Annotated in this window: 28 protein-coding genes and 2 tRNA genes; 12 read left to right on the top strand and 18 right to left on the bottom strand. The window is 65.1% G+C overall.

Features of this window, described 5'->3' with window-relative positions; genetic code table 11:
• The first annotated feature begins 33 nt into the window (after positions 1-33).
• Positions 34-798, top strand: a complete 765-nt coding sequence (locus BMX36_RS06660; protein WP_093064077.1) for an SDR family oxidoreductase — start codon at positions 34-36, stop codon at positions 796-798.
• Positions 799-860: 62 nt separating this feature from the next.
• Here BMX36_RS06660 and nth read toward each other — a convergent pair whose 3' ends face one another.
• The 3 genes from nth to BMX36_RS06640 form a co-directional block, all read right to left on the bottom strand.
• Positions 861-1,529, bottom strand: a complete 669-nt coding sequence (nth, locus tag BMX36_RS06655) for an endonuclease III (RefSeq protein ID WP_093064076.1) — start codon at positions 1,527-1,529, stop codon at positions 861-863.
• Positions 1,526-2,254 (bottom strand): 4-hydroxy-tetrahydrodipicolinate reductase, encoded by a 729-nt coding sequence (gene dapB, locus BMX36_RS06650; RefSeq protein WP_066779776.1) that lies wholly within the window; start codon positions 2,252-2,254, stop codon positions 1,526-1,528. The genes nth and dapB overlap by 4 nt, the downstream gene beginning before the upstream one ends.
• Before the next feature lie 272 nt (positions 2,255-2,526).
• A complete protein-coding gene (locus BMX36_RS06640; protein ID WP_218142140.1) occupies positions 2,527-2,751 on the bottom strand; it encodes a hypothetical protein in 225 nt (74 codons plus the stop codon).
• A 42-nt stretch (positions 2,752-2,793) separates the two neighbouring features.
• On the opposite strand from BMX36_RS06640, the gene BMX36_RS06635 reads away from it, so the two are divergent.
• Entirely contained in the window at positions 2,794-3,528 is a 735-nt protein-coding gene (locus tag BMX36_RS06635; RefSeq protein ID WP_093064073.1) for an NAD-dependent deacylase, read from the top strand.
• 42 nt (positions 3,529-3,570) lie between these two features.
• On the opposite strand, the gene era is transcribed toward BMX36_RS06635, so the two are convergent.
• The 3 genes from era to lepB all read right to left on the bottom strand — a co-directional run bounded on the left by era (position 3,571) and on the right by lepB (position 6,159).
• Positions 3,571-4,461: a GTPase Era gene (era, locus tag BMX36_RS06630; protein ID WP_066779774.1), complete on the bottom strand. Its 891-nt coding sequence runs from the start codon at positions 4,459-4,461 to the stop codon at positions 3,571-3,573.
• A gap of 158 nt (positions 4,462-4,619) precedes the next feature.
• Entirely contained in the window at positions 4,620-5,312 is a 693-nt protein-coding gene (gene rnc / locus BMX36_RS06625; protein ID WP_093064072.1) for a ribonuclease III, read from the bottom strand.
• A complete protein-coding gene (lepB, locus tag BMX36_RS06620) occupies positions 5,305-6,159 on the bottom strand; it encodes a signal peptidase I (protein WP_093064071.1) in 855 nt (284 codons plus the stop codon). Before lepB ends, rnc begins: the two co-directional genes overlap by 8 nt.
• A gap of 163 nt (positions 6,160-6,322) precedes the next feature.
• Between lepB and pgi the strand changes: the two genes are divergently transcribed.
• The 4 genes from pgi to gorA are packed head-to-tail and all read left to right on the top strand — an operon-like array spanning position 6,323 to position 9,808.
• Complete coding sequence (pgi, locus tag BMX36_RS06615) at positions 6,323-7,816, top strand: glucose-6-phosphate isomerase (protein ID WP_093064070.1); 1,494 nt, start codon at positions 6,323-6,325, stop codon at positions 7,814-7,816.
• Between the two features lie 44 nt (positions 7,817-7,860).
• Complete coding sequence (locus BMX36_RS06610; RefSeq protein WP_093064069.1) at positions 7,861-8,052, top strand: type II toxin-antitoxin system VapB family antitoxin; 192 nt, start codon at positions 7,861-7,863, stop codon at positions 8,050-8,052.
• A complete protein-coding gene (locus BMX36_RS06605; RefSeq protein WP_093064068.1) occupies positions 8,049-8,459 on the top strand; it encodes a type II toxin-antitoxin system VapC family toxin in 411 nt (136 codons plus the stop codon). Before BMX36_RS06610 ends, BMX36_RS06605 begins: the two co-directional genes overlap by 4 nt.
• Positions 8,459-9,808 (top strand): glutathione-disulfide reductase, encoded by a 1,350-nt coding sequence (gorA, locus tag BMX36_RS06600; protein WP_093064067.1) that lies wholly within the window; start codon positions 8,459-8,461, stop codon positions 9,806-9,808. Before BMX36_RS06605 ends, gorA begins: the two co-directional genes overlap by 1 nt.
• Positions 9,809-9,839: 31 nt before the next feature.
• Here gorA and BMX36_RS06595 read toward each other — a convergent pair whose 3' ends face one another.
• The 4 genes from BMX36_RS06595 to BMX36_RS06580 all read right to left on the bottom strand — a co-directional run bounded on the left by BMX36_RS06595 (position 9,840) and on the right by BMX36_RS06580 (position 12,147).
• Entirely contained in the window at positions 9,840-10,310 is a 471-nt protein-coding gene (locus BMX36_RS06595; RefSeq protein WP_093064066.1) for a hypothetical protein, read from the bottom strand.
• Between the two features lie 61 nt (positions 10,311-10,371).
• Positions 10,372-10,830 carry a vgr related protein gene (locus BMX36_RS06590; protein WP_093064065.1) on the bottom strand — a complete coding sequence of 153 codons (459 nt, stop codon included), beginning with the start codon at positions 10,828-10,830 and terminating at the stop codon, positions 10,372-10,374.
• Between the two features lie 49 nt (positions 10,831-10,879).
• Positions 10,880-11,611 carry a class I SAM-dependent methyltransferase gene (locus tag BMX36_RS06585; protein ID WP_143058523.1) on the bottom strand — a complete coding sequence of 244 codons (732 nt, stop codon included), beginning with the start codon at positions 11,609-11,611 and terminating at the stop codon, positions 10,880-10,882.
• Between the two features lie 86 nt (positions 11,612-11,697).
• Complete coding sequence (locus BMX36_RS06580; protein ID WP_093064063.1) at positions 11,698-12,147, bottom strand: copper chaperone PCu(A)C; 450 nt, start codon at positions 12,145-12,147, stop codon at positions 11,698-11,700.
• Between the two features lie 181 nt (positions 12,148-12,328).
• Here BMX36_RS06580 and dnaK point away from each other — a divergent pair, with 181 nt between their 5' ends.
• The 5 genes from dnaK to BMX36_RS06555 all read left to right on the top strand — a co-directional run bounded on the left by dnaK (position 12,329) and on the right by BMX36_RS06555 (position 16,596).
• Positions 12,329-14,239: a molecular chaperone DnaK gene (gene dnaK / locus BMX36_RS06575; protein WP_093064062.1), complete on the top strand. Its 1,911-nt coding sequence runs from the start codon at positions 12,329-12,331 to the stop codon at positions 14,237-14,239.
• Between the two features lie 132 nt (positions 14,240-14,371).
• Positions 14,372-15,493 carry a molecular chaperone DnaJ gene (dnaJ, locus tag BMX36_RS06570; RefSeq protein ID WP_066779677.1) on the top strand — a complete coding sequence of 374 codons (1,122 nt, stop codon included), beginning with the start codon at positions 14,372-14,374 and terminating at the stop codon, positions 15,491-15,493.
• 28 nt (positions 15,494-15,521) lie between these two features.
• Complete coding sequence (locus BMX36_RS06565; RefSeq protein ID WP_093064061.1) at positions 15,522-15,893, top strand: hypothetical protein; 372 nt, start codon at positions 15,522-15,524, stop codon at positions 15,891-15,893.
• Between the two features lie 59 nt (positions 15,894-15,952).
• Positions 15,953-16,029, top strand: a tRNA-Arg gene (locus BMX36_RS06560).
• A gap of 318 nt (positions 16,030-16,347) precedes the next feature.
• Positions 16,348-16,596 carry a hypothetical protein gene (locus tag BMX36_RS06555; RefSeq protein ID WP_066776317.1) on the top strand — a complete coding sequence of 83 codons (249 nt, stop codon included), beginning with the start codon at positions 16,348-16,350 and terminating at the stop codon, positions 16,594-16,596.
• A 458-nt stretch (positions 16,597-17,054) separates the two neighbouring features.
• On the opposite strand, the gene BMX36_RS06550 is transcribed toward BMX36_RS06555, so the two are convergent.
• The 4 genes from BMX36_RS06550 to wecB all read right to left on the bottom strand — a co-directional run bounded on the left by BMX36_RS06550 (position 17,055) and on the right by wecB (position 20,664).
• Positions 17,055-17,282: a hypothetical protein gene (locus BMX36_RS06550; RefSeq protein ID WP_066776319.1), complete on the bottom strand. Its 228-nt coding sequence runs from the start codon at positions 17,280-17,282 to the stop codon at positions 17,055-17,057.
• Between the two features lie 132 nt (positions 17,283-17,414).
• Positions 17,415-18,197 (bottom strand): metallophosphoesterase family protein, encoded by a 783-nt coding sequence (locus BMX36_RS06545; protein ID WP_093064060.1) that lies wholly within the window; start codon positions 18,195-18,197, stop codon positions 17,415-17,417.
• Positions 18,198-18,269: 72 nt separating this feature from the next.
• Positions 18,270-19,562: a UDP-N-acetyl-D-mannosamine dehydrogenase gene (gene wecC / locus BMX36_RS06540; protein ID WP_066776323.1), complete on the bottom strand. Its 1,293-nt coding sequence runs from the start codon at positions 19,560-19,562 to the stop codon at positions 18,270-18,272.
• Positions 19,549-20,664 (bottom strand): non-hydrolyzing UDP-N-acetylglucosamine 2-epimerase, encoded by a 1,116-nt coding sequence (gene wecB / locus BMX36_RS06535; protein ID WP_093064059.1) that lies wholly within the window; start codon positions 20,662-20,664, stop codon positions 19,549-19,551. The genes wecC and wecB overlap by 14 nt, the downstream gene beginning before the upstream one ends.
• A gap of 120 nt (positions 20,665-20,784) precedes the next feature.
• Between wecB and galU the strand changes: the two genes are divergently transcribed.
• The gene (gene galU, locus BMX36_RS06530; RefSeq protein WP_066776328.1) at positions 20,785-21,657 is read left to right on the top strand and encodes a UTP--glucose-1-phosphate uridylyltransferase GalU; all 873 of its coding nucleotides are present in this window, start codon (positions 20,785-20,787) and stop codon (positions 21,655-21,657) included.
• Here the strand turns inward: galU and BMX36_RS06525 are convergent.
• From BMX36_RS06525 to BMX36_RS06510, 4 genes are all read right to left on the bottom strand, one after another.
• A complete protein-coding gene (locus BMX36_RS06525) occupies positions 21,654-22,415 on the bottom strand; it encodes a HesA/MoeB/ThiF family protein (RefSeq protein WP_371262820.1) in 762 nt (253 codons plus the stop codon). The genes galU and BMX36_RS06525 overlap by 4 nt on opposite strands.
• Positions 22,406-22,822, bottom strand: coding sequence for a hypothetical protein (locus BMX36_RS06520; RefSeq protein ID WP_218142139.1), 417 nt, complete (start codon positions 22,820-22,822; stop codon positions 22,406-22,408). The genes BMX36_RS06525 and BMX36_RS06520 overlap by 10 nt, the downstream gene beginning before the upstream one ends.
• Positions 22,823-23,054: 232 nt before the next feature.
• Positions 23,055-23,540 (bottom strand): dUTP diphosphatase, encoded by a 486-nt coding sequence (gene dut / locus BMX36_RS06515; protein ID WP_093064057.1) that lies wholly within the window; start codon positions 23,538-23,540, stop codon positions 23,055-23,057.
• 130 nt (positions 23,541-23,670) lie between these two features.
• Positions 23,671-23,744, bottom strand: a tRNA-Gly gene (locus tag BMX36_RS06510).
• Positions 23,745-23,764 lie beyond the last annotated feature (20 nt).

Below are 23,764 nucleotides of genomic sequence, written 5' to 3'. Positions count from 1 at the left end.
TTGTTACTGCCGGTCCATCACGGGAGAGGATATATGGGCAGGTCGATCTTCATCACAGGCGGCGCGTCCGGCATTGGGCTGGCTGCCGCACGGCGGTTTGCGCGCGAGGGCTGGACCGTCGGCATCGGCGATATCGATGAGATCGGAATGCGCCGGGTCGGCGAGGAACTGGCTGCCTTCACGGTCCGCCTGGACGTGCGCGATCGTGCCGAATGGGCGCGCGCGCTGGAAAGCTTCGCCGCCCATGCCGGCCAGATCGACGTGCTCCTGAACAATGCTGGAATCGCCCGTTACGGCATGTTCGAGGAAGTGAGCCCCGAAGAGTCGGATCTGCAGGTCGACATCAACGTGAAGGGGGTGATCAACGGCGCCTATGCGGCGCTGGACTATCTGAAAGCGACGCGCGGTCGGTTGGTGAATGTCGCGTCGGTTGCCGGGATCGTCGGATCACCTGGCCTAGCGGTCTATTCGGCGACCAAACATGCCGTGCGCGGCCTGTCCGAGGCGCTCGACGCCGAGTTCACGCGCCACGGCATCGATGTCGCATGCGTCATGCCGTTCTTTGTCGAGACACCGATCCTCGACGCCGGATCATCGGGAACGAACCGGACCATCAGGGACGCGATTGGGCAATCGCCGGTCTATACGGTGACGGAAGCGGCAGACGTTGTCTGGCAGGCGACGCACGGCCGAGATCGGGAATATATCGTCGGGAAAGCCGGGCGGCAGGCGAACTTTGCCCGTCGTTTCATGCCCAACCAGCTACGCAAGCGGATGAAGGCCGCGTTCGCATCCTGACGCCTGCGCAAGAGGACGCGGCGCGGCTGAGAAAGGGCGTTCGGTGGCGGTAGCAGCATGTGCTAACCGGCCGCCGGCGCACTCTTCTTCGTGGCAGGCGGCGAGGTCTTCGGCTTAAAGGCGCAAAGGTCGATTACCGGACAACGCCAGCATTCCGGCGTCCGCGCCTTGCAGATGTAGCGGCCGTGCAGGATCAGCCAGTGGTGCGCGTGTAGGCGGAACGGCTGTGGCACCGCCTTCTCCAGCTTCAGCTCCACCGCTAACGGCGTCTTCCCGCGAGCGAGCCCGGTGCGATTGCCGACCCGGAATATGTGGGTGTCGACGGCAAATGTCTCCGCACCGAACGCCACGTTCATTACGACATTGGCGGTCTTGCGTCCGACACCGGCAAGCTGCTCCAGAGCCGAGCGATCGGCCGGCACTTCGCCGCCATATTGATCCATCAGCGCCTGGCTCAGGGCGATGACGTTCTTTGCCTTGCTGTTGAACAGCCCGATGGTCTTGATGTGCTGCTTCAGCCCGTCTTCGCCCAGCGCCAGCATCTGTGCCGGGGTCTTCACTTCGGCGAAGAGACGGCGCGTTGCCTTGTTCACGCCGGCGTCGGTCGCCTGGGCTGATAGAACGACGGCAACGAGCAACTGGTAGGTGTTGCCCGACTCAAGCTCGGTTTCGGGATGCGGGTTGGCCTCGGCAAGACGGCGGAAGAACTCGAAAACGTCGGCCTTTTTCAAAAGCCAAGAACCTCCGCCATGCCATAGCGCCCGGCTGGCCGGCCCGCGAGCCACATTGCAGCCTTGACCGCGCCGCGAGCGAAGATCGAGCGATCCTCACCGCGATGGCCAAGCTCAATCCGCTCGCCTTCGCCGGCGAAAACCACCTGATGATCGCCGATCACCGTGCCGCCGCGCAGTGAGGAAAAGCCGATCGTGCCTTCCGTGCGCGCCCCGACAAGCCCCGCCCGGCCGTCGACGCGCTCTTCATTCAGCGTCGTATTTCGACCCCGAGCGGCCGCCTCGCCCAAGAGCAACGCCGTGCCCGAAGGTGCGTCCACCTTGTGCCGATGATGCATCTCGACAATCTCAATGTCCCATTCCGGGCCGAGCCGCTGCGCTGCCTGCTGCACCAGAATGCCGAGCAGGGTGACCCCCAAGGAGGTGTTCCCGGTTTGCAGCACGGCGATCGTCTCCGCTGCGCGGTTGATCAGCGTGTGGTGCGTCGCGCTGAGGCCTGTGGTGCCGATCACGATGGGCGTCCCTGCATCCACCGCCGCGGCCAGATGCGCCTCCAGCGCGGCAGGTGTCGAGAAATCCACAAGAACGTCAGAGTCATGCGCCAGGGGAACGGGATCCTCGCGGGCGTCCACGCCGCCGGCAATCGACGCGCCCTCGTCCGCGGCAATGGTAGCGATGACGCGACCCATCCGTCCCGCGCTTCCGTAGATGCCGATCGCGGTCATGTGCTTCCCTTGATGCTTGTTCCACGCCCCGATACCGCCCGACACCACGGGCGTCGAGAGGTTGACATGCATCAATGTCGCATGTCGTCCCGCCATGAACTATTGGCTGGTGACATGAACGATGTGCACAGCATTGTGATCCTGACCGGCGCAGGAATTTCGGCGGTAAGCGGCCTTTCCACATTCCGTGGCCCGGGTGGCTTGTGGGAAGGTCACCGGGTTGAGGAGGAGTGGCCTTCCGATAAACAATTATCGACGCTTGCCCCTGACGATTAGATCGCTCGACCGTAGCGCTCAATCAGGTTGTCAGTTTCCGCTTCCATGTCCGGAAACGCTTCAAACAGCGGGTTCAGCACGGCCTGCCCGATCTCTGCGATAGCGGAAGCAAGCCCGAGCCGCAGATCCTCGCTTTGGTCATCATGCTCTTTCAGGAGAGGCACAAGCTCCGTGAGTTCCCGGGAGGCTCGGAACGCTGAGCCGATGACAATACGGGCCAAGTCTCTGTCCATCATGCTGACCTGATCGGATATACCAACCGGATGAGCAAGCACTCGAACATCGTCATCCTCACCGGCGCAGGTATCTCCGCTGAGTCAGGCGTGCCGACCTTCCGCACCAAGGGCGGCGAAACCTATTGGGAGGTTTACGAAGACGACCTTGTTCCGAAATACCACCGGGTCGAGGACGTGTGTACGCCGGAGGCGCTCGCGGCCGATCCGGTGCTCGTCCATCGCTTTTACGACATGCGGCGCGCGGCCTTGGCGGCGGTTCAGCCCAATGCCGCGCATCAGGCGCTGGCCCGGCTTGACCGCAGCTGGAGCGGCGACCTGCTGATTGTGACCCAGAACGTCGATGATCTGCACGAACGCGCAGGCGCGCGCCGGCTGCTACATATGCATGGCGAATTGAACTCTGCCCTGTGCGCGGCGTGCGAGGCGCGGGCGCCGTGGCCCGATCCGATGCCCCCGGGTCAGCCTTGCGCCATGTGCAAGCAACCTGCGCTGCGTCCAGACATCGTGTTCTTCGGCGAGGTTCCCTATGGCATGGAGCGGATCGAGGAAGCGCTGGCCGGATGCGACCTGTTCGTTTCGATCGGGACGTCTGGGGCAGTCTATCCGGCGGCGGGTTTCGTGCAACTCGCGCGCCGTTTCGGAGCGGAGACGCTGGAGCTCAACCTTGACCGGTCCGCCGGCAGCGGCTGGTTTGCGCAGAGCCGGCTAGGTCCCGCGACCGAGCTCGTGCCGGCATGGGTGGACGAGACTTTGGCGGACTAATCAGGAGGTTGGCGAGCGACTTTGGCCGGTTCGCCAATCCGTTCAGTCCACCCAGTCGAGCCCGATATCCCGATAAACCCCGCGGTCCTCGTCCCAGCCCGGCTTCACCTTGACGTGAAGATACAGGTGCACCGGGCGATCAAGCAGAACGGCCAGTTCGGCGCGGGCGCGGGCACCGATTTCCTTGATCCGCGTGCCACCCTTGCCGAGCACGATGGCCCTTTGGGTAGGCCGCTCGACGAGGATCTGCTGGTGAATTTCCGCGGCACCGTCCGCGCGATCGACGAACTTTTCGGTCTCGACGGTCGCGGCATAGGGAAGCTCGGCGTGCAGCTGCAGGTATAGCTGCTCCCGGGTGACTTCGGCGGCGAGCATCCGTTCGCTTGCGTCGGAAACCTGGTCTTCGGGAAAATGCCACGGCCCCTCGGGCATCGCCGCAGCGATCGCACGCTTCAGTTCAGGAAGTCCGTCGCCCGTCGAGGCGCTGACGAAATAGGTCGCCGTAAACGGGACGAGCGCATTCAGCTTTTCCGCGTGAACCAAAAGCTTCGGTTTATCAGCGACATCGACCTTGTTCAGGATAAGTAGCTTGGGCTCCGGCCGAGCCGCGATCTGCTCCGCGATGTCAGTGACCTTGGGGCCTAGACCACCCTTGGCATCCACCACGAACGCCAGCACATCGGCGCCCTCGGTCCCGCCCCAGGCAGCGGCGACCATGGCGCGATCGAGGCGGCGTTTGGGGTCGAAGATGCCGGGTGTGTCGACGAGCAGGAGTTGCGCATCGCCCTCCATCGCGACGCCGAGCAGGCGCGTGCGGGTGGTTTGTGCCTTGGGGCTGACGATGGCGACCTTCTGGCCGACCAGCGCGTTGACGAGCGTGGACTTTCCGGCGTTGGGCGCGCCGAGAACGGCGACGAGGCCGCAGCGGGTCATGCGAATTCCTTTATCGAGGCGCGCGCGGTTGAAACCGACCGGCGCAAGAAAATGACGGTGAGAAGCGGAGCGATTTGGCCGCGGGGTGGATGTCTGCGGATCACGAGCGGCCTTTTACCGGATAAAATCGGCCGCGGACACTTAAGTGCTGGCCAGCATCATTTCTTGCGCGTCTTTTTGGCCGGCGCGACCCGGACTTCGCGCAGCAATGCCTCGGCAGCGGCGGTTTCGGCCTCCTGCTTGCTGCTGCCCTGCGCCTCGCTTTCGGCGAGTTTGGGAATGGCGGCCTTTACCGTGAAGCGCGGGGCATGGCCGGGGCCGGAGCGATCGACCACCTCATAGACGGGCGGCTTGCGATTGTTGGCGGCGGCCCATTCCTGCAGCGCGGACTTGGGATGCTGCGGCGCGGCCGAGCCGGCGTGAATGCGATCCGCCCACAAGCGGCGCACGGCGGCGCGAGCGGGATCAAGGCCGCCTTCGCGGTAAAGCGCGCCGAGCAGCGCCTCGATCACATCGCCCAGGATATTGTCGCTGTCGCTCGCGCCATCGTCGCGCGCCTGCTTGCCGAGCCGCAGGTGCGCAGGGACGCCGATCGCGCGGGCAATGTCTGCGCAGACGGCGCCCGTGACCAGCGCGTTCAGCCGTTTGGACAGGGCGCCTTCCGGCTCATCGGGGAAGGTGTCGAACAGCCATTCCGCCATGGAAAGACCGAGCACGCGATCGCCCAGGAATTCGAGCCGCTCATAATGCGCGTCGCCGCGGCTGGCGTGGGTGAGCGCGCGTTCCCAAGTCGGCAGATCCTGTGGCGCGTGATCAAAGGTGCGTTCAACCCAAGCGGCAAGATCAGTCAAAACCGCCTCCGATCCGATCCCAGCGGGCGGCGGTGAACCAGGTCCAGGGCAGCAGCCAGCTGGCGGAGCCGTCCGTCGACCAGAAGATGATCACGGCCTTGCCCTGCACACGATCGAGCGGGATGAAGCCCATGCCCTGCGCCTGGCCCGGCAGCGCCTCTTCGGCAGAGGGGAAGCGGCTGTCGGCGGAATCGTCGCGATTATCGCCCATCAGGAACACGTGACCTGCCGGCACGGTGAAGACCTGCGTGTCATCCGCGTCGGGAATGTACCGCTGATCCAGCACCTCATAGCTGCGGCCACCCGGCAACGTTTCGCGGAAGCGCGGAATGCGGCAGGTGGCGCCCTGCGGCGTGGGGGCGATGAACGTGGCGTCGCAGTGGCGCTCATCGAAATTGGGCGAGAGTGGCACCACGAAATCGGCAATCCGCTGTTTCGCGATCGCCTGGCCGTTCAGGAACAACTGGCCCCGGCGCATCTGGATCGTGTCGCCCGGCAGGCCGATCACGCGTTTGATCACGTCATGGTCGTCCTCTCCCTTGGACCGGAAAACCACGGTATCGCCGCGGGCGGGCACGCTGCCGAACAGGCGCCCGGAAACCGGCGGCACGCCGAACGGCATGGACCAGCGCGAATAGCCGTAGTTCCATTTGGAAATGAAGAGGTAGTCACCGATCAGGAGGCGCGGCAACATCGATTCCGACGGGATCGAGAAGGGCGCAAAGACAAAGCTGCGGAACAGCCATACGATCAGCGCGAGCTTCAGAAGGAAGCGAAGCGTGTCGCTGGCTTCCGACCGCGGCTTTGCAGCGCTGGTCACGGGCTTGGCGGGAGTGGTTTCGGCCATGCTGGCGGCGTTGCCGATGCCGTGCGGCGCGTCAAGCCGCTGGAACGATCACCCCTGTGTTCCTGTTCGTGTCACACTTGTAGTTAAGGACGCGTTCCGTGTTAACGCGGAGGCGTAACAATCGGGGCGCAACGGCCCGGCTTCGAACCGTGGAGAAGTGAGAATGACGGATTGGTCGACGATCGAGGCACTTCCGCAGATCCGGCTGGAGCAGCTATTCGCCGACGATCCCGAGCGGCTGGCGAAGCTGTCGCTCGACGTGTCCGGTATCCATTTCGATTTTTCCAAGACGCACCTGACGCGCGACGCCGTTGCCGCGTTCGAGAAGCTGGCGAAGGAAGCGGACCTGGCTGGCAAGCGGGATGCGATGTTCGGCGGGGCGCATGTCAATGTGACCGAGGATCGCCCGGTGGAGCACACCGCCGAGCGGGGCGAAGGCAAGGCCGAAAGCGTGCAGCGCGCGGCGGAATATCATGCCCGTATGCGGATGCTGATCGATGCGATCGAAGCCGAGGCGTTCGGCCCGGTGCGCCACGTGCTGCATGTCGGCATCGGCGGATCGGCGCTTGGCCCCGACCTTCTGGTCGATGCGCTGGGACGGGACAGCGAGCGTTATGACGTGGCGATCGTATCCAATGTGGACGGGGTCGCGCTGGAGGATGTGTTCGACCGTTTCGATCCGTCGGCGACGCTGCTGGTGGTCGCATCCAAGACGTTCACCACCACCGAGACCATGATGAACGCGGACAGCGCGATTGGCTGGATGCAGGAAAATGGCGTCGAGGATCCCTATGGCCGCGTCATCGCGCTGACCGCATCGCCGGAAAAGGCGATCGAATGGGGCGTGGACGAGACGCGCATCCTGCCGTTTTCCGAAGGCGTGGGCGGCCGCTATTCCTTGTGGTCGTCGATCGGCTTTCCGGCTGCGATCAAGCTGGGCTGGGACCAGTTCGCCGAGCTTCTGGAAGGGGCGGCGGAGATGGATCGCCATTTCCGCCTGTCCGCGTTGCACGAGAATGCGCCGGTGCTCGCGGCCTTTGCCGACCTTTATTACACACAGGTGCGCGGATGCGAGACACGCGCGCCCTTCGCCTATGACGAGCGGCTGCGCCTGCTGCCAAGCTATCTCCAGCAGCTCGAGATGGAGTCGAACGGCAAGGGCGTGACGGTGGACGGCAAGCCGGTCGGCCGGCCGACCGCGCCGATCACCTGGGGCGGGGTGGGGACCGATGCGCAACATGCCGTGTTCCAGTTGCTGCATCAGGGTACGCATCTGGTTCCGGTCGAGTTCCTCGCAGTGATCGAGGCTGGTGATACGCTGGCGGAGGAGCATCATCGCCAGTTGCTGCTCAACGCATTTGCGCAAGGTGCGGCGCTGATGAAGGGGCGGGCGAACCCGGACGATCCGGCGCGCGCCTATACCGGCGACCGACCGTCCTCGACCATCCTGCTCGATGTGCTGGACGCACGCACGCTGGGCGCGCTGATCGCCTTTTACGAGCATCGCGTGTTCGTGAACGGGGTTCTGCTGGGGATCAATTCTTTCGACCAGTTCGGCGTGGAGCTGGGCAAGGAAATGGCGAAGGCGGCAGCGAAGGGTGGCGGCGACTTCGACCCCTCCACCACCGACCTGATCCGGCGCGCCGGGCTGGAATAGAGCGGGCGCAGACGCTATGTGTATGACTCTTCGGAGTCATACACATGCGGACCAATATCGAGATCGATGACGAACTGATGGCCGAGGCGATGAAGGCACTCGGGACCAAGACCAAGCGCGAGACCGTCGAAGAGGCGCTGCGTCGATATGTCCAGATCATGCGCCAGCGGGAGATGCTTAAGCTGCGGGGGAAGCTCGAATGGTCAGGTGATCTCGAAGCGATGCGTGTCGATTGATCCTCGTCGACAGCAGCGTCTGGATCGACTTCTTCCGCGGCGCACCGACGCGTCAAGTTGATGAGTTGGCGCTGCGCATCGGGGTTGGCGAAGTGCTCGTCGGCGATCTGGTGCGAACCGAGGTGTTGCAGGGCTGCCGTCACGATGGTGAATTTCGCCAATTGTTGCGGCTGACCGGAGAGTTTGCAGCTCTGGCGATCGTCGATGACATCGTGGCTGTTGAAGCCGCTCGTAATTTTCGCGCGCTCCGCGCGCTCGGCATCACCCCGCGCAAGACGATCGACACGCTGATCGCCACGCGCTGCATTCTTGATCGTATCCCGCTGCTTTACAGTGATCGGGATTTCGATCCTTTCGTCCAGCACCTCGGGCTCATATCTGCGCTCGACGCCAGTGGAGTGAATTGATGCCCGATTTCGATTACGACCTTTTAACCATCGGTGCCGGTTCCGGCGGCACGCGGGCGTCGCGGGTGGCGGCGGCGCATGGTGCGCGCGTGGCGGTGGCGGAGGAATATCGCGTCGGCGGCACCTGTGTGATCCGCGGCTGCGTGCCCAAGAAGCTGCTCGTCTATGGCGCGCATTTCGCGGAGGATCTGAAGGATGCGCAGCGCTTTGGCTGGCGCGTGCCGGACGATTGCGCGTTCGACTGGAAGTGCCTGCAGGAAAATGTGCTGGCGGAGGTCGACCGGATCAACAAGGCGTACACGACGACGCTGGAGTCCAACGGCGCCGAGATCATCCACCAGCGCGCGACGATCGCCGGCCCCAATGAAGTGACCCTGGCGGACGGCACGACCAAGACGGCCAAGCACATCCTGGTCGCCACCGGCGCACGGCCGCATGTTCCGGAGTTCCCCGGCTCCGAACATGGCATCACCTCCAACGAGGTGTTTCACCTGGATGCCATTCCCAGCCGCGTGCTGATCGCGGGCGCCGGCTATATCGCCAACGAGTTCGCGGGCATTTTTCACCAGCTTGGCGCGCACGTCATCATCATGAACCGGACCAAGGACATCCTGCGCGGCTATGACCTGCAGATCCGTGATCGGCTGCTCCAGATCAGCATGATGAAGGGACTGGAATTCCGCTTCGACGCGACCTTCGAGAAGATCGAGAAGCGCGAGGACGGCTGTCTGGAAGTGCACATGACGGGGCACGAACCCGTGGTGGTGGATTGCGTGATGTACGCGACCGGCCGGGTGCCCAACACCGACGGGCTCGGCCTTGAGAGTGCCGGCGTGGAGGTTGACGCCAAGGGTGCGGTGCCGGTGAACGACGACAATTGCTCCACTTGCCCGTCGATCCATGCCGTCGGCGACGTGACCAACCGCATCCAGCTGACGCCGGTGGCGATCCGCGAGGGGCAGGCGTTCGCCGACAACCTGTTTGGCAAGGGCGGCGCATCGGTGGACTATGATTGCGTGCCGGCGGCGTGCTTCAGCCACCCGCCGATCGCCGGCGTCGGCATGACGGAGAGCGAGGCGCGGCAGAAGCTGGGCTCCGTGCGGATCTATTCGTCCGACTTCCGGCCGATGAAGAACGTGCTGGCGGGCCGCGACGAGCGATCGCTGTACAAGATGGTGTGCGATGCCGAGACGGACCGGGTGGTGGGCATCCACATGATCGGGCCGGATTGCCCCGAGATCATCCAGGCGGCGGCGGTATGCGTGAAGGCCGGGCTGACCAAGGCGCAGTTCGATTCAACGGTGGCGCTGCACCCGACCATGGCGGAAGAGCTGGTGCTGATGAAGTGAGCTGACGAGCGAGCGGACCAGCCGCCGCGCGTCAGGTGGTCGCCTGGTCTCCCTCGCTCGTCAGCCGTTCGGCGACGAGCGCGGTGACGACCGACTGGAGCACGTGAAGCGCCCAGCGTTCGGACGCCTTGCGCGGGCCGGCCTCGACCTCGCCCTCGGTGATGCCGAGGAGTGGCGCGATGCCGGCGATATTGATGACGTAAAGGGCGGTGCCGAACATCGCGCCGAGCGCGGCGGGGGGCACATTTGGCGCCCATTGCCGAACCTGCGCATAGAGGCCGCCGAAGGCTGCGGACGCGCCGAGGTGATTGGCGAACTCCACCATGCTGGTGCCGGCGTCGCCGATCACCTCGCGCGAGCCGGTGGTGCGGTCGATCCAGTCGACCGCGTCGCGATCGAGCGTCTTGCCGAGCACGCCGCTGCGCCGCCCCGCCCACATCGCCGCCGTGGTCACGATCCCGGCCACGATGCCGCCTGCGATCGCCGCGTTGCGCCTGTTCATTGGTCCTGCTCCCCGATCACGCGTCGGAAAGGGAAAGCCGCGGCTGCTCCTTGAGTTCCGCTCAGCAGCGGCTGAAGGGCAGGATGCTCTCGTAGGTCGAAAGGTCGGGCGCGCCGACGACGCGCGCGCCGGCGCGCAGCAGGAAGGCGTGGCGGACGATCTCCGCCTGCTGTTCGATGCCATAGCGCTTGAGCGGCCACCCGGGCACCACGCTGTAATGGTAGCGGCAGAAGGGATGGCGCGCGAGCGGCAGGAAGATGCCGCGCTGGTGCTGCCAGACGTGACACATCTCGTGGATGAACAGGCCCTGCTCGCTAAGCGGCGCGGCGGCGAAATCGTCGCGGTACAGGCCGCCGTGGGGGTGGAAGTGGATGCGACCGCGCGGCGCCATCACGACATGGCGCGGCTGGAGCGGCCACCATCGGTGGTGGCAGACCTCAACCTGCTCCAGATCGATGGCATCGCCGTAGATGGAGCGGGCGAGTTGCTTCTCGCCATCGGTGAGGCGCCGGATGGTCATCGCCGCCAAGGTAGGCAGTTCGGCGCGCCGGTCCAGCGCCCTGCGCGCTTCAGCCAGCGGTGGCGGCGAGGCGGTAGAGCACCCAATCGCCACGATCGGTCAGGACGTGCCAGCAGCCGTTGTCTTCGAACGCCTCGCGGTGGCGCGGATTGACGTAAAGCGCGAACACGGGATCGCCGGCACCGGCGCGCTGTTCCAGCCTGGCCAGCACTTCGCGCAGGATCACCGGGCCGAAGCTGTTGTAGATATAGGCGAAGAAGGGGCCAGGCGGTGGGTCGAAGCTGCCGGCGTCGCCCAGCACCATGTCGCAGCGGATCGGCGCGCCACTGACGGCCGTGAAGCGATCCGCGTTGGCGAGCGCAACCGTGTGAAGCTCGGGCGCGAACTCAACGCCAATGGCGCGCGCGAAGCCCAGTCTTGCGGCAATCATGACGACCCGGCCCTTGCCCGAGCCGTAGTCGACGAAAGCGAAGCGCGCCGGGTCGACCGCGGCGATGGCCATCGCCTCCGTCAACGCGACGCCATTGCTGGCCTGATAGCCGAAGCCGAGCAGCGCACGATCGCGCGCGACGTTCAGCGCGGACAGGTTCATCGTCCCGCCCGTGTCCGTTCCCCAGCGCCGGTCGAACGCCTGATCCGCGCGCCGCGCCCGCGCCGCCGCGGGGCTGAAGCTGCGGGCGGCATGGCGGAGCGTCTTGAGGGTCAGCGCGGCGATCTGCCGGGGGCTGCGCCCTTCCACCCGGCGTCTCACCCGGTTCTGCCATGTCGCAAGCTTGATCATCGCAAAAGTGATGCCGCGCAAAGGTTACGGACCAGTGATCTGACCCGGCGATTGCACAGCGATGCCGGTACAGCCGCCATCGGCGATCAGTCGACAGACGGTGCCTGATCCCCCGCGGCGATGACGCGTGCCTTGTGCTGTATCCGGGTCGAATCGGCAAAGGTGAAGGTGAGGGTAAGCGAAGTGCCCGGCTTCACCTGAGGGTTCACGCCGAACAGCATGGCATGTTTGCCGCCGGGCGCGAACCGCACCTCACCGCGTGCGGGAACGGGCACCTGATCGATCGCGTCCATCGTCATGCCGCCGCCCGCCGCCGCCATGCTTTCGTGAAGCTCGGTACGCAGGGCAAGATCCGTCCGGACGCTGACCAGCGTTGCCGCCGCCGGCCCGCCATTGACGGTGAAATAGCCGGCCGCGGGCCGCCCGTCGACCGCGGCAAGGCGCACCCAGGCATCGCTGATGGACAATTGCGGCTCGGGCGCACATCCAGTGAGGGCGGCAGCGGCAATGGCGAGCGCGGCGGCAGTGCGGAACAAGGGCTTCTCCCAGGCGAAACGATGCCGGATCGCTACGCCGCGCCGTCTCCGGCGGCAAGCTGGGGAGGTGCCTTGCGGCGTGGGAACCGGCACCTATATCGCGCTTCGTCAACGCTGTTCCGTCGCCGTAACGGGGCGAAGCGGCAGGTTTTTTGTTTGAGCAGGGGCTAGAAGAGCACTCATGGCAAAAGTTATCGGTATTGATCTTGGCACCACCAACAGCTGCGTCGCAGTGATGGAGGGCGGCAAGCCCAAGGTGATCGAGAATGCGGAAGGCGCGCGCACCACGCCGTCGATCGTCGCCTTCGCCAAGGATGGCGAGCGGCTGGTCGGCCAGCCGGCCAAGCGGCAGGCGGTGACGAACGGCGACAACACCATCTTCGCGGTGAAGCGCCTGATCGGCCGCCGCTTCGACGATCCGATCACCAAGAAGGATACCGAGCTCGTCCCGTATCACATCGTGCGCGGCGCCAATGGCGACGCCTGGGTGCAGGCCGGCGGCAAGGATTACAGCCCGTCGCAGATCAGCGCCTTCACGCTGCAGAAGATGAAGGAAACCGCCGAGAGCTATCTTGGCGAGACGGTCACGCAGGCGGTGATCACCGTGCCGGCGTATTTCAACGACGCGCAGCGCCAGGCGACCAAGGATGCCGGCCAGATCGCGGGCCTTGAAGTGCTGCGTATCATCAACGAGCCGACGGCGGCGGCGCTCGCCTATGGCCTGGAGAAGCAGGACGGCAAGACCATCGCGGTCTATGACCTTGGCGGCGGCACCTTCGACGTTTCGATCCTGGAGATCGGGGACGGCGTGTTCGAGGTGAAGGCCACCAACGGCGATACCTTCCTGGGTGGCGAAGACTTCGACAACAAGCTGGTCGATTACCTGGCAGAGGGCTTCAAGAAGGATGAGGGCATCGACCTCACCAAGGACAAGCTCGCGCTGCAGCGCCTGAAGGAAGCAGCCGAGAAGGCGAAGATCGAGCTGTCGTCGGCCGCCTCGACCGAGGTGAACCTGCCGTTCATCACCGCCGACCAGAATGGCCCGAAGCACCTCGTCAAGACGATCAGCCGCGCCGACCTGGAGCGTCTGGTCGATGACCTGATCAAGCGCACGATCGAGCCGATGAAGAAGGCGCTTGCCGATGCGGGCGTTAAGGCCAGCGACATCAGCGAAGTGGTGCTCGTCGGTGGCATGACGCGCATGCCCAAGGTGCGCGAAGCGGTGAAGAACTTCTTCGGCAAGGAGCCGCACACCGGCGTGAACCCGGACGAAGTCGTGGCGATGGGCGCGGCGATCCAGGCGGGCGTGCTGCAGGGCGACGTCAAGGACGTGCTGCTGCTCGACGTGACGCCGCTGTCGCTGGGCATCGAAACGCTGGGCGGCGTGTTCACCCGCATGATCGATCGCAACACCACGATCCCGACCAAGAAGTCGCAGACCTATTCGACTGCCGATGACAATCAGCAGGCGGTGACGATCCGCGTGTTCCAGGGCGAGCGCGAGATGGCGGCCGACAACAAGATGCTCGGCCAGTTCGATCTCGTCGGCATCCCGCCGGCACCGCGCGGCGTGCCGCAGATCGAGGTGACGTTCGACATCGACGCCAACGGCATCGTGAACGTGTCGGCCAAGGACAAGGGCACCGGCAAGGAGCAGCAGATCCGCATTCAGGCATCGGGCGGTCTGTCGGATGCCGACATCGAGAAGATGGTGCAGGAAGCCGAGCAGTTCGCCGAGGAGGACAAGAAGCGCAAGGCTGGTGCCGAGGCGAAGAACAACGCCGAATCGCTGATCCACACCACCGAGCGCCAGCTTGCCGACAATGGCGACAAGGTGGACGAGGCGCTGAAGGGCGAGATCCAGGCCGCGATCGATGCCGCCAAGGCGGCGGTCGAGGGTGGTGATCCCGAGGCGATGAACGAGAAGAGCCAGGCGCTGGCGCAGGTCGCGATGAAGCTGGGACAGGCGATCTACGAGAAGCAGCAGCAGGCTGAGGCTTCCCCGAACGCCGATGCCGGCACCGATGCGCCGAAGGAAGATGATGTGGTCGACGCCGAGTTCTCGGAAGTTGACGACAATCAGAAGGCGTAATGGGTTCGCCCTCTTCCCACCGGGGAGAGGGCAGCCGAACGAAGTGAAGGCGGGAGAGGGGCAGGTCGGAACGGCCGATGACTGCCCTTCTCTCAACCCTCTTCCCGGAGGGGAGAGGGCTATGAGGTCCGCATGACCGAAGTTGATTTCTACGAACTGCTGGAGGTCGAGCGTTCGGCCGATGCCGGGACGATCAAGTCCGCATACCGCAAGCTGGCGATGAAGTATCACCCGGACAAGAATGCCGGGTGCAAGGATTCTGAAGCCAAGTTCAAGGCGGTCAGCGAGGCTTATGACTGCCTGAAGGATCCGCAGAAGCGCGCGGCCTATGACCGCTACGGCCATGCCGCCTTTCGCAACGGCGGTGGCGGCGCAGGCAACGGCCATGCGGATTTCTCCGGCTTCTCCGACATTTTCGAGAGCGTCTTTGGCGAATTCATGGGTGGCCGCCCGGGCGGTCGCCAGCAGGTGCGCCGCGGCGCCGATCTGCGGTACGACATGGAGATCACGCTGGAGGAGGCCTTTCACGGCAAATCCGCGGAGATCACGGTCGATGTGACGGCCGCCTGCGACACGTGCCACGGTTCAGGCGCGCGTGCCGGTAGCCATCCGCACACCTGCAACACCTGCGCCGGGCACGGCAAGGTGCGGGCACAGCAGGGCTTTTTCGTCGTGGAGCGCGCTTGTCCGGTCTGCAACGGCTCCGGTCAGGTGATTGACGACCCCTGCCCGGACTGCCGCGGGGATGGCCGGATCGAGCGTACCAAGACGCTGAGCGTCGAGATCCCGCCGGGGGTGGACGAAGGGACCCGCGTGCGCATGACCGGCGAGGGCGAGGCTGGTGCGCGCGGTGCGCCGGCCGGCGACCTTTATATCTTCCTTCACGTGAAGCGGCACAGCCTGTTCGAGCGCGAGGGGACTACGCTGTTCGCGCGCGCGCCGATCAGCTTCACCACCGCCGCGCTCGGCGGATCGCTTACCATCCCGGGGCTGGACGGGCGGAACCATGAACTGCGCATCCCGGCTGGCATCCAGTCCGGCAAGCAGCTGCGCCAGCGCGGCGCCGGCATGCCGGTGCTGCAGGGCAGGGGCTTCGGGGATCTGGTGGTGCAGATCGACGTTGAAACGCCAACGCGGCTGTCCACCCGTCAGCGTGCCTTGCTGGAGGAGTTCCGCGAGACGGAGACGGGGGATGAATGTCCTGCGAGCCAGGGCTTCTTCTCCCGCCTGAAGAGCGCCTTCGCCGGGGAATGACCACGGCGAGGGCAGAAGGAGAAGGTCGATGCGTATCCTGTTTCCGGTTGCCCTCGCCATCGCGACCCTCACCGCGCCGGGTGCCGCGCGGGATCGGAACGCCGTGCCCGCCGCAACACCCGCGGGCGCGCCGCAGACCTGCATCCCGATCAGCAGCATTCGCGAAAGCCTGGTACGCAGCGACCAGATCATCGACTTTCGCGTGAACGGCGGCCGCTATTATCGCGTCACGCTGCCGAACTCCTGCCCCCAGCTCGGGTTCGAACGACGGTTCAGCTACGCCACGTCGCTCAGCCAATTGTGCGCGCAGGACATCATCACCGTGTTCAGCGTAAACCCGCCCATGCGCGGCGCAAGCTGCGGGCTGGCGCCGTTCCAGCCGGTCGAACTCGCCAAGTAAGGCGACCTGCGTAAAACCGCTGGCGCCCGCCGCCGACCGCTGCTAGGCGCTCCTTTCCGGCACCCGTAGCTCAGCTGGATAGAGCGCTGCCCTCCGAAGGCAGAGGCCACAGGTTCGAATCCTGTCGGGTGCGCCAGCTTTCGCTAAGTGTTTGCTGGCATTGGCCGTCAACATGGTGATTGCCAGGACGACTTGCGTTCGTCCCTTACGTTCAGCAGCTCCGGCTTTTGATTTCAGCATCGCTGAAGCGCAGCGCTTATGCTTGCGACAGATCTATGGGCAGCTCTGAAGGGGGCGGCCGGGAAGGTCTGTTTCCTTTGTGCCGCACGCGCGCAAAAATCGGTACATTGCCATAACGATTTACGGAACTGAAACGCCGGTCAGCACTTATTGGTTGCTGGCGGTTACCTATGTTGCGTCGCACCGCTGCGCGTATCTGAACGGGAGAAAGGGAATGATTGCGAAGTTACTCACGGGGCTGGCGGGAAGTGCGCTTGTCCTGACGCCGGTTGCGGCGACGGCGGCCACGGCTGCAAAGCCAGCGCTGGCTCAGTCCACGCGAGCAGCAGCGTCGGTCGATTCGTCGGAGAAGGTGGCGAACGGCGGCGTGGTCGCGGGCATCCTGGCGGCGGCGATCGTGGCAGGCGGCATCTATCTCGTCGTCGATAGCGACGATGATGATGACGATTCGGACAGCAACTGACGATTGAACGGCGGGGAAGGGCGACCTTCCCCGCCAACTTCCCGAGCCGGCGCTTTTCGGTTGGTGCTTCCGCGCCGCAGCCGCCTGGCCGTGGCAAGGTGTGAGCCGCGACCCTTCCGGCGTCCGCGCGCCTCGATTTCCTCACATGATGGTTGGCGCTGGTTTAGCGTCGCAGTTCCGCAGGCATTGCGCAGGCGGGAAGAGGTGCCCCGCGTTCAACCGCGCGCTGACGATCGGCTCGGCTGACGTTCGCGGTTACGGAGCGGATGCGGTTCTGGCGGAAGAGGGCGCGCAGCGGTCGGATGGACCAGCCGGTTTTCTGACGCGGCTTGTTGAGCCCATCTGCGGATCAGGGGCAAGATCCTGGGGAACGCCGCTCGGTACGATGGCGGGGTCGCATCAAGCAGGCAAAAAAATAGCGGCCCGAAGGCCGCTATTCTCTTCAACAGAGCGGGAGCTCAGTTGCTGTCGGCTTCATCGTCCGAATCGGCGATGATGACGATGCCGGCGATCACGGCAGCAGCCGCCAGAACGGCAACGATCACGCCGCCGCCAGCAGCCTGCTCACCCTGAGCAACCGGAGCGCTGGCGCGAGCGACCTTGGCGGTCGAGGCCGGAGCGGCAACGGCGGGAGCAGCCGCCAGCGAGGCAGCGGCAACGGCCGCAAAATAGTTACGAAGCTTCATCACGAACTCCCTTTTTTGTCCGTTGCGCCGATCTGACAGAGATCGCATCGCAACGCAACGGATATAGCGCACTAGAGTGGTAGGTGTTGGCCAATTTCCCGCTGTGTTGCAACAATTCAACGCGATTTTCGATCAGTCGACAGCTTCCGGCCGGTCAGCGGCGGTGTCAAGGAACCATCGATCGCGACCTTCCAGCCCCAGCGCGGTGAGTCGGCCTGTCCGGTAAGCACCGGTATCGATGCCGATTCTGTTGTCCCGCTGAACCACATCGTCGGTGATGGTGTGGCCATGCACGACCAGCTTGCCGTGGTTTCCCGCGAAATCGAGGAACGGCTGGCGGATCCAGCGCAGGTCGCGCGGCGATTGTTGCTCCACCGCCACACCGGGCCGGATGCCGGCGTGGACGAACAGATAATCGCCCTCCAGCAGATAATCGTCGAGCGATCGCAGGAACACCACATGCTCGGCGGGCACGGCGCGCTCGATCATCTCGGCAAGCTCAGCGATATTCGCCTGCTCGATCTCGTCCGCACCCAGCCCATAGCTGAGCAGCGTCTCAAAGCCGCCGGCCCGCAGCAACAGGCGGACCAACTCGCCATTCCCCTCATGCGCGCCGAGGAAGATTTCCTCGTGATTGCCGCTGAGACAGCGTGTGTCGGGGCGTTCGACACACAAGCGGCGGACGCGTTCCACGACGCCGGCCGAATCCGGGCCGCGATCCACCAGATCACCAAGAAAGATGAGCCCGGTCCGAGCCCGACCGCGTGCGGCATCATCCTGTTCGATGAGAGCCAGCAGTTGTTCGAGCAGGTCCAGCCGGCCGTGGATATCCCCGATCGCATAGATGCGCCGGCCCTCAGGCAATTCCGCCTGGATCGGTTCGGGACGACGGCGCGTGAAAAGGCGCGAAAGCATAAGCGGCCGATATATTAGGAAGAGCGGAGCCTCTATCCAAGGAGGCGGTCACCCGCAACAACTGCCGGCCGGTCAACCGGTCATGCGCAGCGGGCTGGATGCGCGGGGCTGCGGCTGATCGGGCCAGATGCCCCGCGTGTCGAGCACCTGTTTGCCGTCACGCTCCTCCAGCGGGACGGAGCGGAACACGTCGTGATCGACGAGCACGATCATCACGGGGCAGCGTTCAATCGCGGTATCGATGTCGATCAGCGTCGCACCCGTCGTGGCCAGGGCGGCGGGAAGCTGCGCCGCATAAGGCTCGACAATCCGAATGCGATTGCCGAACCGTGCCGCGAGCGCAGTGGCGACCTTCAGCGCCGGGCTTTCGCGAAAATCATCGATGTTCGCCTTGAAGGCCAGGCCCAGGCAGGCGACCGGAACGCCCGGGTTCCCCTCGATCATGGCGGCGGCGCGCGCGATCACATGGTCGGTCTTGCCGTCATTTACCTCACGCGCAGTGCGGATCAGCGGCGTGTTCGCCGGGTCGGCCGCGACGAGGAACCACGGGTCGACGGCGATACAATGACCGCCAACGCCGGGGCCGGGCTGAAGGATGTTCACCCGCGGGTGGCGGTTGGCGAGGCGGATCACCTCCCACACGTCCACGCCCATGGTCTCGGCGACGAGGCTCAGTTCGTTGGCGAAGGCGATGTTGACGTCGCGAAAAGCGTTCTCCGTCAGCTTCGTCATCTCCGCCGCACGCGCATTGGTGGTGACGCAGGCGCCGCGAACGAACCGGCGGTAGAAGGTCAGCGCCTTGCGCGCGCAACGCGGGGTGATGCCGCCGATCACCCGATCATTATCGATCAGTTCAACGAGGATGCGACCCGGCAGCACGCGTTCCGGACAATAGGCCACCGCATAATCCGCACCCTCGCCAAGACCGGGCGCGCGCAGATCCGGGCGGAGGCGGGCGAGCAGGTCGCGCACCTTTTCGGTCGTGCCCACGGGAGAAGTCGATTCGAGGATCACCGTATCGCCCGTCTTCAGAACCGGGGCGAGGCTGGTTGCGGCTTCAAGCACATAAGCGATGTCGGGCGAGCGATCGTCCGCAAACGGCGTGGGCACCGCGATGACAAACACATCGGCGGTCTCGATGGCGGTGGAGGCGCGCAGATGGCCGCGCGCCACCACGCCGGAGACCAGACCATCGAGATCGACTTCCTCGATATGCACACGGCCCGAGTTGATCGTGTCCACCACCGACTGGTGGACATCGATCCCGAGCACCTTTGCGCCCGTGCGCGCGATCACCGCCGCCGTCGGCAGCCCGATATAGCCGAGGCCGAGGACAACGACGTTCAGTTCATTATCTGATTTCATCAGCGATGATCCTTGCGATCCGTTCACTCGCCTGGCCGTCCCCGAAGGGATTATGGGCACGCGCCATCGCGGCATAGGCGGGCTTGTCATCCAGAAGCGTGAAGACTTCGGAAACGATCCGGTCTTCATCCGCGCCGATCAGCCGGGCGGTGCCGGCGGCAACGCCTTCCGGCCGCTCCGTGGTGTCGCGCATCACCAGCACGGGTTTGCCCAGAGCCGGCGCTTCTTCCTGCACGCCACCGGAATCGGTGAGCGCGAGATCGCACATGCCGAGCGCACGGATGAAATGCGGATAATCGAGCGGATCGATGCGGGCGACGTTCGCCCGCTCACCAAGCACGGCATCCATGACGGAAGCGACGTTCGGATTGGGATGCATCGGGAAGAGCACGGCCACATCCGGCCGCGCGCCGATGCGGGCGATCGCGCGCGCGATCGACGCCATGCCGTCCCCAAAATTCTCGCGGCGGTGGGTCGTGACCAGAACGATGCGCTTGCCGGCGAAGCGTGCGGCGACATCGTCCAGATCCTGCGCGAGGCTGGGATCGGCGGCGATCCGGTCGCGCGTCCAGTGCAGCGCGTCGATCACGGTATTGCCGGTCACATGCACGCCCGCACGGACGTTTTCACGCGCCAGAGCCTCGGCCGCCGTCTGCGTGGGGGCGAAGTGGAGATCGGCGATCGGCGCCACGATCCGACGGTTCACCTCCTCCGGCCAGGGATGGTAGATGTCGCCGGACCGCAGCCCTGCCTCGACATGCGCGACCGGCATCTTGCGATAATAGGCCGCAAGCGCGCCGCACATGGCGGTGGCCGTATCTCCCTGGACGATGACCCGATCAGGACGCTCCCGATCCAGCACCTCGCCGATGCCGGTCAGCAGCCGTGCGGTCAGGCGATCGAGCGTCTGGCCCGGCTCCATCAGATCAAGGTCGATGTCCGGCGCGAGGCCGGCGATCGCCAGAACCTGATCCAGCAGGCCGCGGTGCTGCGCCGTCACGCACGTGCGCACCTGCAGCGCAGGTTGCGCCTGGAGCGCGCGCACGACCGGGAACAGCTTGATCGCCTCAGGGCGGGTACCAAAGATAACCAGCGTCTTCATGGGAAGGGGCTAACACCCAGCAATTAAGGACGACCTAAACGGATCTACGCAATTCCTGCTTTGCCGCAACGCAGCGTCTCGTTAAGTCCCACGGCGAAATGCTCGGGGAGATAATCATCGATGTCGTCCATCAAGCCGCTGCGTAAGGCCGTATTCCCGGTTGCCGGACTTGGAACGCGATTTCTCCCGGCGACCAAGTCAATGCCGAAGGAAATGCTGACCGTCGTCGACAAGCCGCTGATCCAATATGCGGTGGAGGAAGCGATCGAGGCGGGGATCGAGCAGATCATCTTCGTCACCGGCCGGGGGAAGGGCGCGCTGGAAGATCATTTCGATATTTCCTTTGAGCTGGAAGCCACGATGAAGGCGCGGGGCAAGCCCCTGACGCTGATCGAGAATATCCGGCAGAAGCCTGGTTCTCCGGTGTATGTGCGCCAGCAGGAGCCGCTGGGCCTGGGCCATGCGGTGTGGTGTGCGCGCGAAATCGTCGGCGACGAGCCATTCGCCGTGCTGCTTCCCGATGAGCTGATGGTCGGCACGCCGGGCTTTCTGGCGCAGATGGTGGAAGCCTATCACCGCGTCGGCGGCAATCTGATCGGCGCGCTGGAAGTGGCGCCCGAGGAAACCGACAAATACGGGATCATCACCCCGGGCAAGGTCGATGGCGCGCTGACCGAAGTGCTCGAAGTGATCGAAAAGCCCAAGAAGGGCACGGCAAAGTCGAACCTGATGACGCCGGGCCGCTACATCCTTCAGCCCGAGGTGATGAAGATCCTCGACAATCCGGTGAAGGGGGCGGGCGGCGAGATCCAGCTGACCGACGCGATGGCGCAGCTGATCGGGAAACAGCCTTTCCATGGCTATACCTTCACCGGCCAGCGCTATGATTGCGGCGACAAGGCGGGCTTCATCCAGGCCAACCTTGCGCTGGCGCTTGCCCGTGACGACATCGGCCCGGCGGTTCGGGCGTTCGCCAAGGAACTGGTGAACTAAGCGCCGCCGCAGGCGGGACAGGCCGGGTCCTTTGGCACCCGGATGGTTCGGAAGCGGAGATCCAGCAGGTCGAGCAAGGTCAGCCGGCCGGCCGGATCTTCGCCGAACGGCGCCACCGCCCGGATTGCCTCAAGCGCCGCCATGCTGCCAAGGACGCCCGTGACAGGCCCGAGCACGCCCTGCTCCGCGCAGGTCGCTTCATCCCGATCGGGCGCACTGCCCACCAGGCAGCGATAGCACGGCTTGCCCGCTTCCCAGCCGCGATACGTCGCCAACTGACCTTCGAACTGGCCGACCGCCGCCGAGACGAGCGGGATGCGCCGCGCCAGCGCGGCATCGGCCACGGCGAGGCGGGTCGCGAAATTGTCGCACCCGTCGACCACCACATCCGCCCCCGACAACAAGGCTGCGGCATTGTCGGCGGTGATCCGGGCGGGGGCGACCGCCACGGCAACGTTCGGATTGTGGCGCGCAACGGCGGTGGCGGCCCGTTCGGCCTTCAAGGCGCCGACATCGGCAGTACCAAAGAGGATCTGGCGCTGCAGGTTGGAGAGGTCCACCCGATCATCGTCGATGACGACCAGACGCCCGATGCCGGCCGCCGCGAGATAGGCGATGGCCGGTGATCCGATGCCGCCAGCGCCGATCACCGCCACGGTGGCGCGCTTCAGCCGGCGCTGGCCGCCGCCGCCGATCTCACGAAGGATGATCTGCCGGGCATAGCGCGCGCGCTCTTCCTCGCCGAGTGTCACTGCCATGCGAAGGTGAACGACACGCGGTACCAGCGGTCTTCGAGCGGTGGTGACACATTGCCGCGCGCCATGCGCATCACCACGCCCGAGGCATATTGCTCCACGGTGGGGCAGCCGATCGCATTGGGGCGGATGCGGCGCAGCTGGCCGCCCGACGTGACCAGGACGGCCAGGTCGAGGCGGAGCGGACTGTCGGCGCTGCACCGTCCGGCGCGCACCTCATCCCGCACGAAGAAGGACAAGGCGGTCGCATCCGGTTGCGGGCGGCGCAGCTTCAACTCCGGCAGGGTCGACAACTCGTCCGGGATGGCCGGCAGGGGAGCGACGGGCGCACGCGTCGAAGAACCCGCCTGTGCGGGCTCAACGGCCGGCGTCGCGCCGACAGCCGACGCCGCCTGGCTCAAGGCCAGCATCAGGGAGATCGCAATCACTGCTTCACCGTCCCGCTTATGCCCATGCTCCACCCACTATCGAGCAGGTTGGCGCGCACGTCTAGCCGGAGAGGGCAGCCGGTGAGGGCCGCGGGCGAGGGAGGGGCGGTGCCGATCATCGTGCAGCCGCCGTCAGACTGGCCGTGCGGCATGGCTTCCCGCGCGGGCGGCTGCCGTAGTCTTAAGAAGGGGGCATGAACTCATGCGGCAGGGATCAGGTGGTGCCGAAGCCCGTGGACCCGAACCCGCCGCCGCCGCGCGCGGTGGTCGCGCTGAGCGTGTCAACGAAGCTGAGCTCCGGGCGGATGATCGGAACGAACACCAGCTGCGCAATCCGGTCGCCCGGATTGATGGTGAGCGTCTCGCTGCCCGGCGGGGTCCGAAGCCACGCGCTGACGAAGATCTGCGCCGTGTAATCGGCATCGATCAGCCCCACGGACTGGCCGAGGATAAGACCCTTCTTGTGCCCCAGGCCGGACCTGGCGAGGACGAGCGCGGCCATGTCCGGATCGTTCATCAACACGGCCATGCCGGAGGGAACAAGCACTGCCGGCGCCTGCGGTTGCAGAACCAGCGGTTCATCGATGCAGGCGTGCAGGTCGACACCCGCCGCCATGTCCGTCTGATACCGGGGAAGGCCCCATTCACGTAGCCGCGGGTCCAGGATCTGGACTTCGATCTTTTTCCGGCATGACGTCATCGAAGTATCTCAAGGCTCCATTTGCGCGGACGAACGCAGCAACAAGCCGCAGCACCAACAAGGGCGGGACAAGCGGTCGCTTTCAGATGACATCCGCAGGCGCGAGGCGAAGCCCCGCGATAAAGGAGGATGGAGCGGGTGAAGGGAATCGAACCCTCGTCGTAAGCTTGGGAAGCTTCTGCTCTACCATTGAGCTACACCCGCAAACACTAGCTTTTCCGCGC

It is taken from the genome of Sphingomonas sp. OV641 (assembly GCF_900109205.1).
Lineage (GTDB): Bacteria > Pseudomonadota > Alphaproteobacteria > Sphingomonadales > Sphingomonadaceae > Sphingomonas.
The sequence above is the reverse complement of the archived record's forward strand: the minus strand, read 5'-3'. Positions and strand labels throughout refer to the sequence as shown.

Bases quoted from the DNA above. Each gene is read 5' to 3' on its own strand.
- dnaJ (WP_066779677.1), top strand. From the start codon at position 14,372: ATGACCGAAGTTGATTTCTACGAACTGCTGGAGGTCGAGCGTTCGGCC.
- era (WP_066779774.1), bottom strand. From the start codon at position 4,461: ATGACCCGCTGCGGCCTCGTCGCCGTTCTCGGCGCGCCCAACGCCGGA.
- pgi (WP_093064070.1), top strand. From the start codon at position 6,323: ATGACGGATTGGTCGACGATCGAGGCACTTCCGCAGATCCGGCTGGAG.
- BMX36_RS06590 (WP_093064065.1), bottom strand. From the start codon at position 10,830: ATGACCATCCGGCGCCTCACCGATGGCGAGAAGCAACTCGCCCGCTCC.
- BMX36_RS06660 (WP_093064077.1), top strand. From the start codon at position 34: ATGGGCAGGTCGATCTTCATCACAGGCGGCGCGTCCGGCATTGGGCTG.
- dnaK (WP_093064062.1), top strand. From the start codon at position 12,329: ATGGCAAAAGTTATCGGTATTGATCTTGGCACCACCAACAGCTGCGTC.
- BMX36_RS06585 (WP_143058523.1), bottom strand. From the start codon at position 11,611: ATGATCAAGCTTGCGACATGGCAGAACCGGGTGAGACGCCGGGTGGAA.
- wecC (WP_066776323.1), bottom strand. From the start codon at position 19,562: ATGAAATCAGATAATGAACTGAACGTCGTTGTCCTCGGCCTCGGCTAT.
- lepB (WP_093064071.1), bottom strand. From the start codon at position 6,159: ATGGCCGAAACCACTCCCGCCAAGCCCGTGACCAGCGCTGCAAAGCCG.
- dut (WP_093064057.1), bottom strand. From the start codon at position 23,540: ATGACGTCATGCCGGAAAAAGATCGAAGTCCAGATCCTGGACCCGCGG.
- BMX36_RS06635 (WP_093064073.1), top strand. From the start codon at position 2,794: ATGAGCAAGCACTCGAACATCGTCATCCTCACCGGCGCAGGTATCTCC.
- dapB (WP_066779776.1), bottom strand. From the start codon at position 2,254: ATGACCGCGATCGGCATCTACGGAAGCGCGGGACGGATGGGTCGCGTC.
- BMX36_RS06610 (WP_093064069.1), top strand. From the start codon at position 7,861: ATGCGGACCAATATCGAGATCGATGACGAACTGATGGCCGAGGCGATG.
- BMX36_RS06520 (WP_218142139.1), bottom strand. From the start codon at position 22,822: ATGCTGGCCTTGAGCCAGGCGGCGTCGGCTGTCGGCGCGACGCCGGCC.
- BMX36_RS06595 (WP_093064066.1), bottom strand. From the start codon at position 10,310: ATGAACAGGCGCAACGCGGCGATCGCAGGCGGCATCGTGGCCGGGATC.
- BMX36_RS06545 (WP_093064060.1), bottom strand. From the start codon at position 18,197: ATGCTTTCGCGCCTTTTCACGCGCCGTCGTCCCGAACCGATCCAGGCG.
- galU (WP_066776328.1), top strand. From the start codon at position 20,785: ATGTCGTCCATCAAGCCGCTGCGTAAGGCCGTATTCCCGGTTGCCGGA.
- wecB (WP_093064059.1), bottom strand. From the start codon at position 20,664: ATGAAGACGCTGGTTATCTTTGGTACCCGCCCTGAGGCGATCAAGCTG.
- gorA (WP_093064067.1), top strand. From the start codon at position 8,459: ATGCCCGATTTCGATTACGACCTTTTAACCATCGGTGCCGGTTCCGGC.
- BMX36_RS06565 (WP_093064061.1), top strand. From the start codon at position 15,522: ATGCGTATCCTGTTTCCGGTTGCCCTCGCCATCGCGACCCTCACCGCG.
- BMX36_RS06555 (WP_066776317.1), top strand. From the start codon at position 16,348: ATGATTGCGAAGTTACTCACGGGGCTGGCGGGAAGTGCGCTTGTCCTG.
- BMX36_RS06525 (WP_371262820.1), bottom strand. From the start codon at position 22,415: ATGGCAGTGACACTCGGCGAGGAAGAGCGCGCGCGCTATGCCCGGCAG.
- BMX36_RS06550 (WP_066776319.1), bottom strand. From the start codon at position 17,282: ATGAAGCTTCGTAACTATTTTGCGGCCGTTGCCGCTGCCTCGCTGGCG.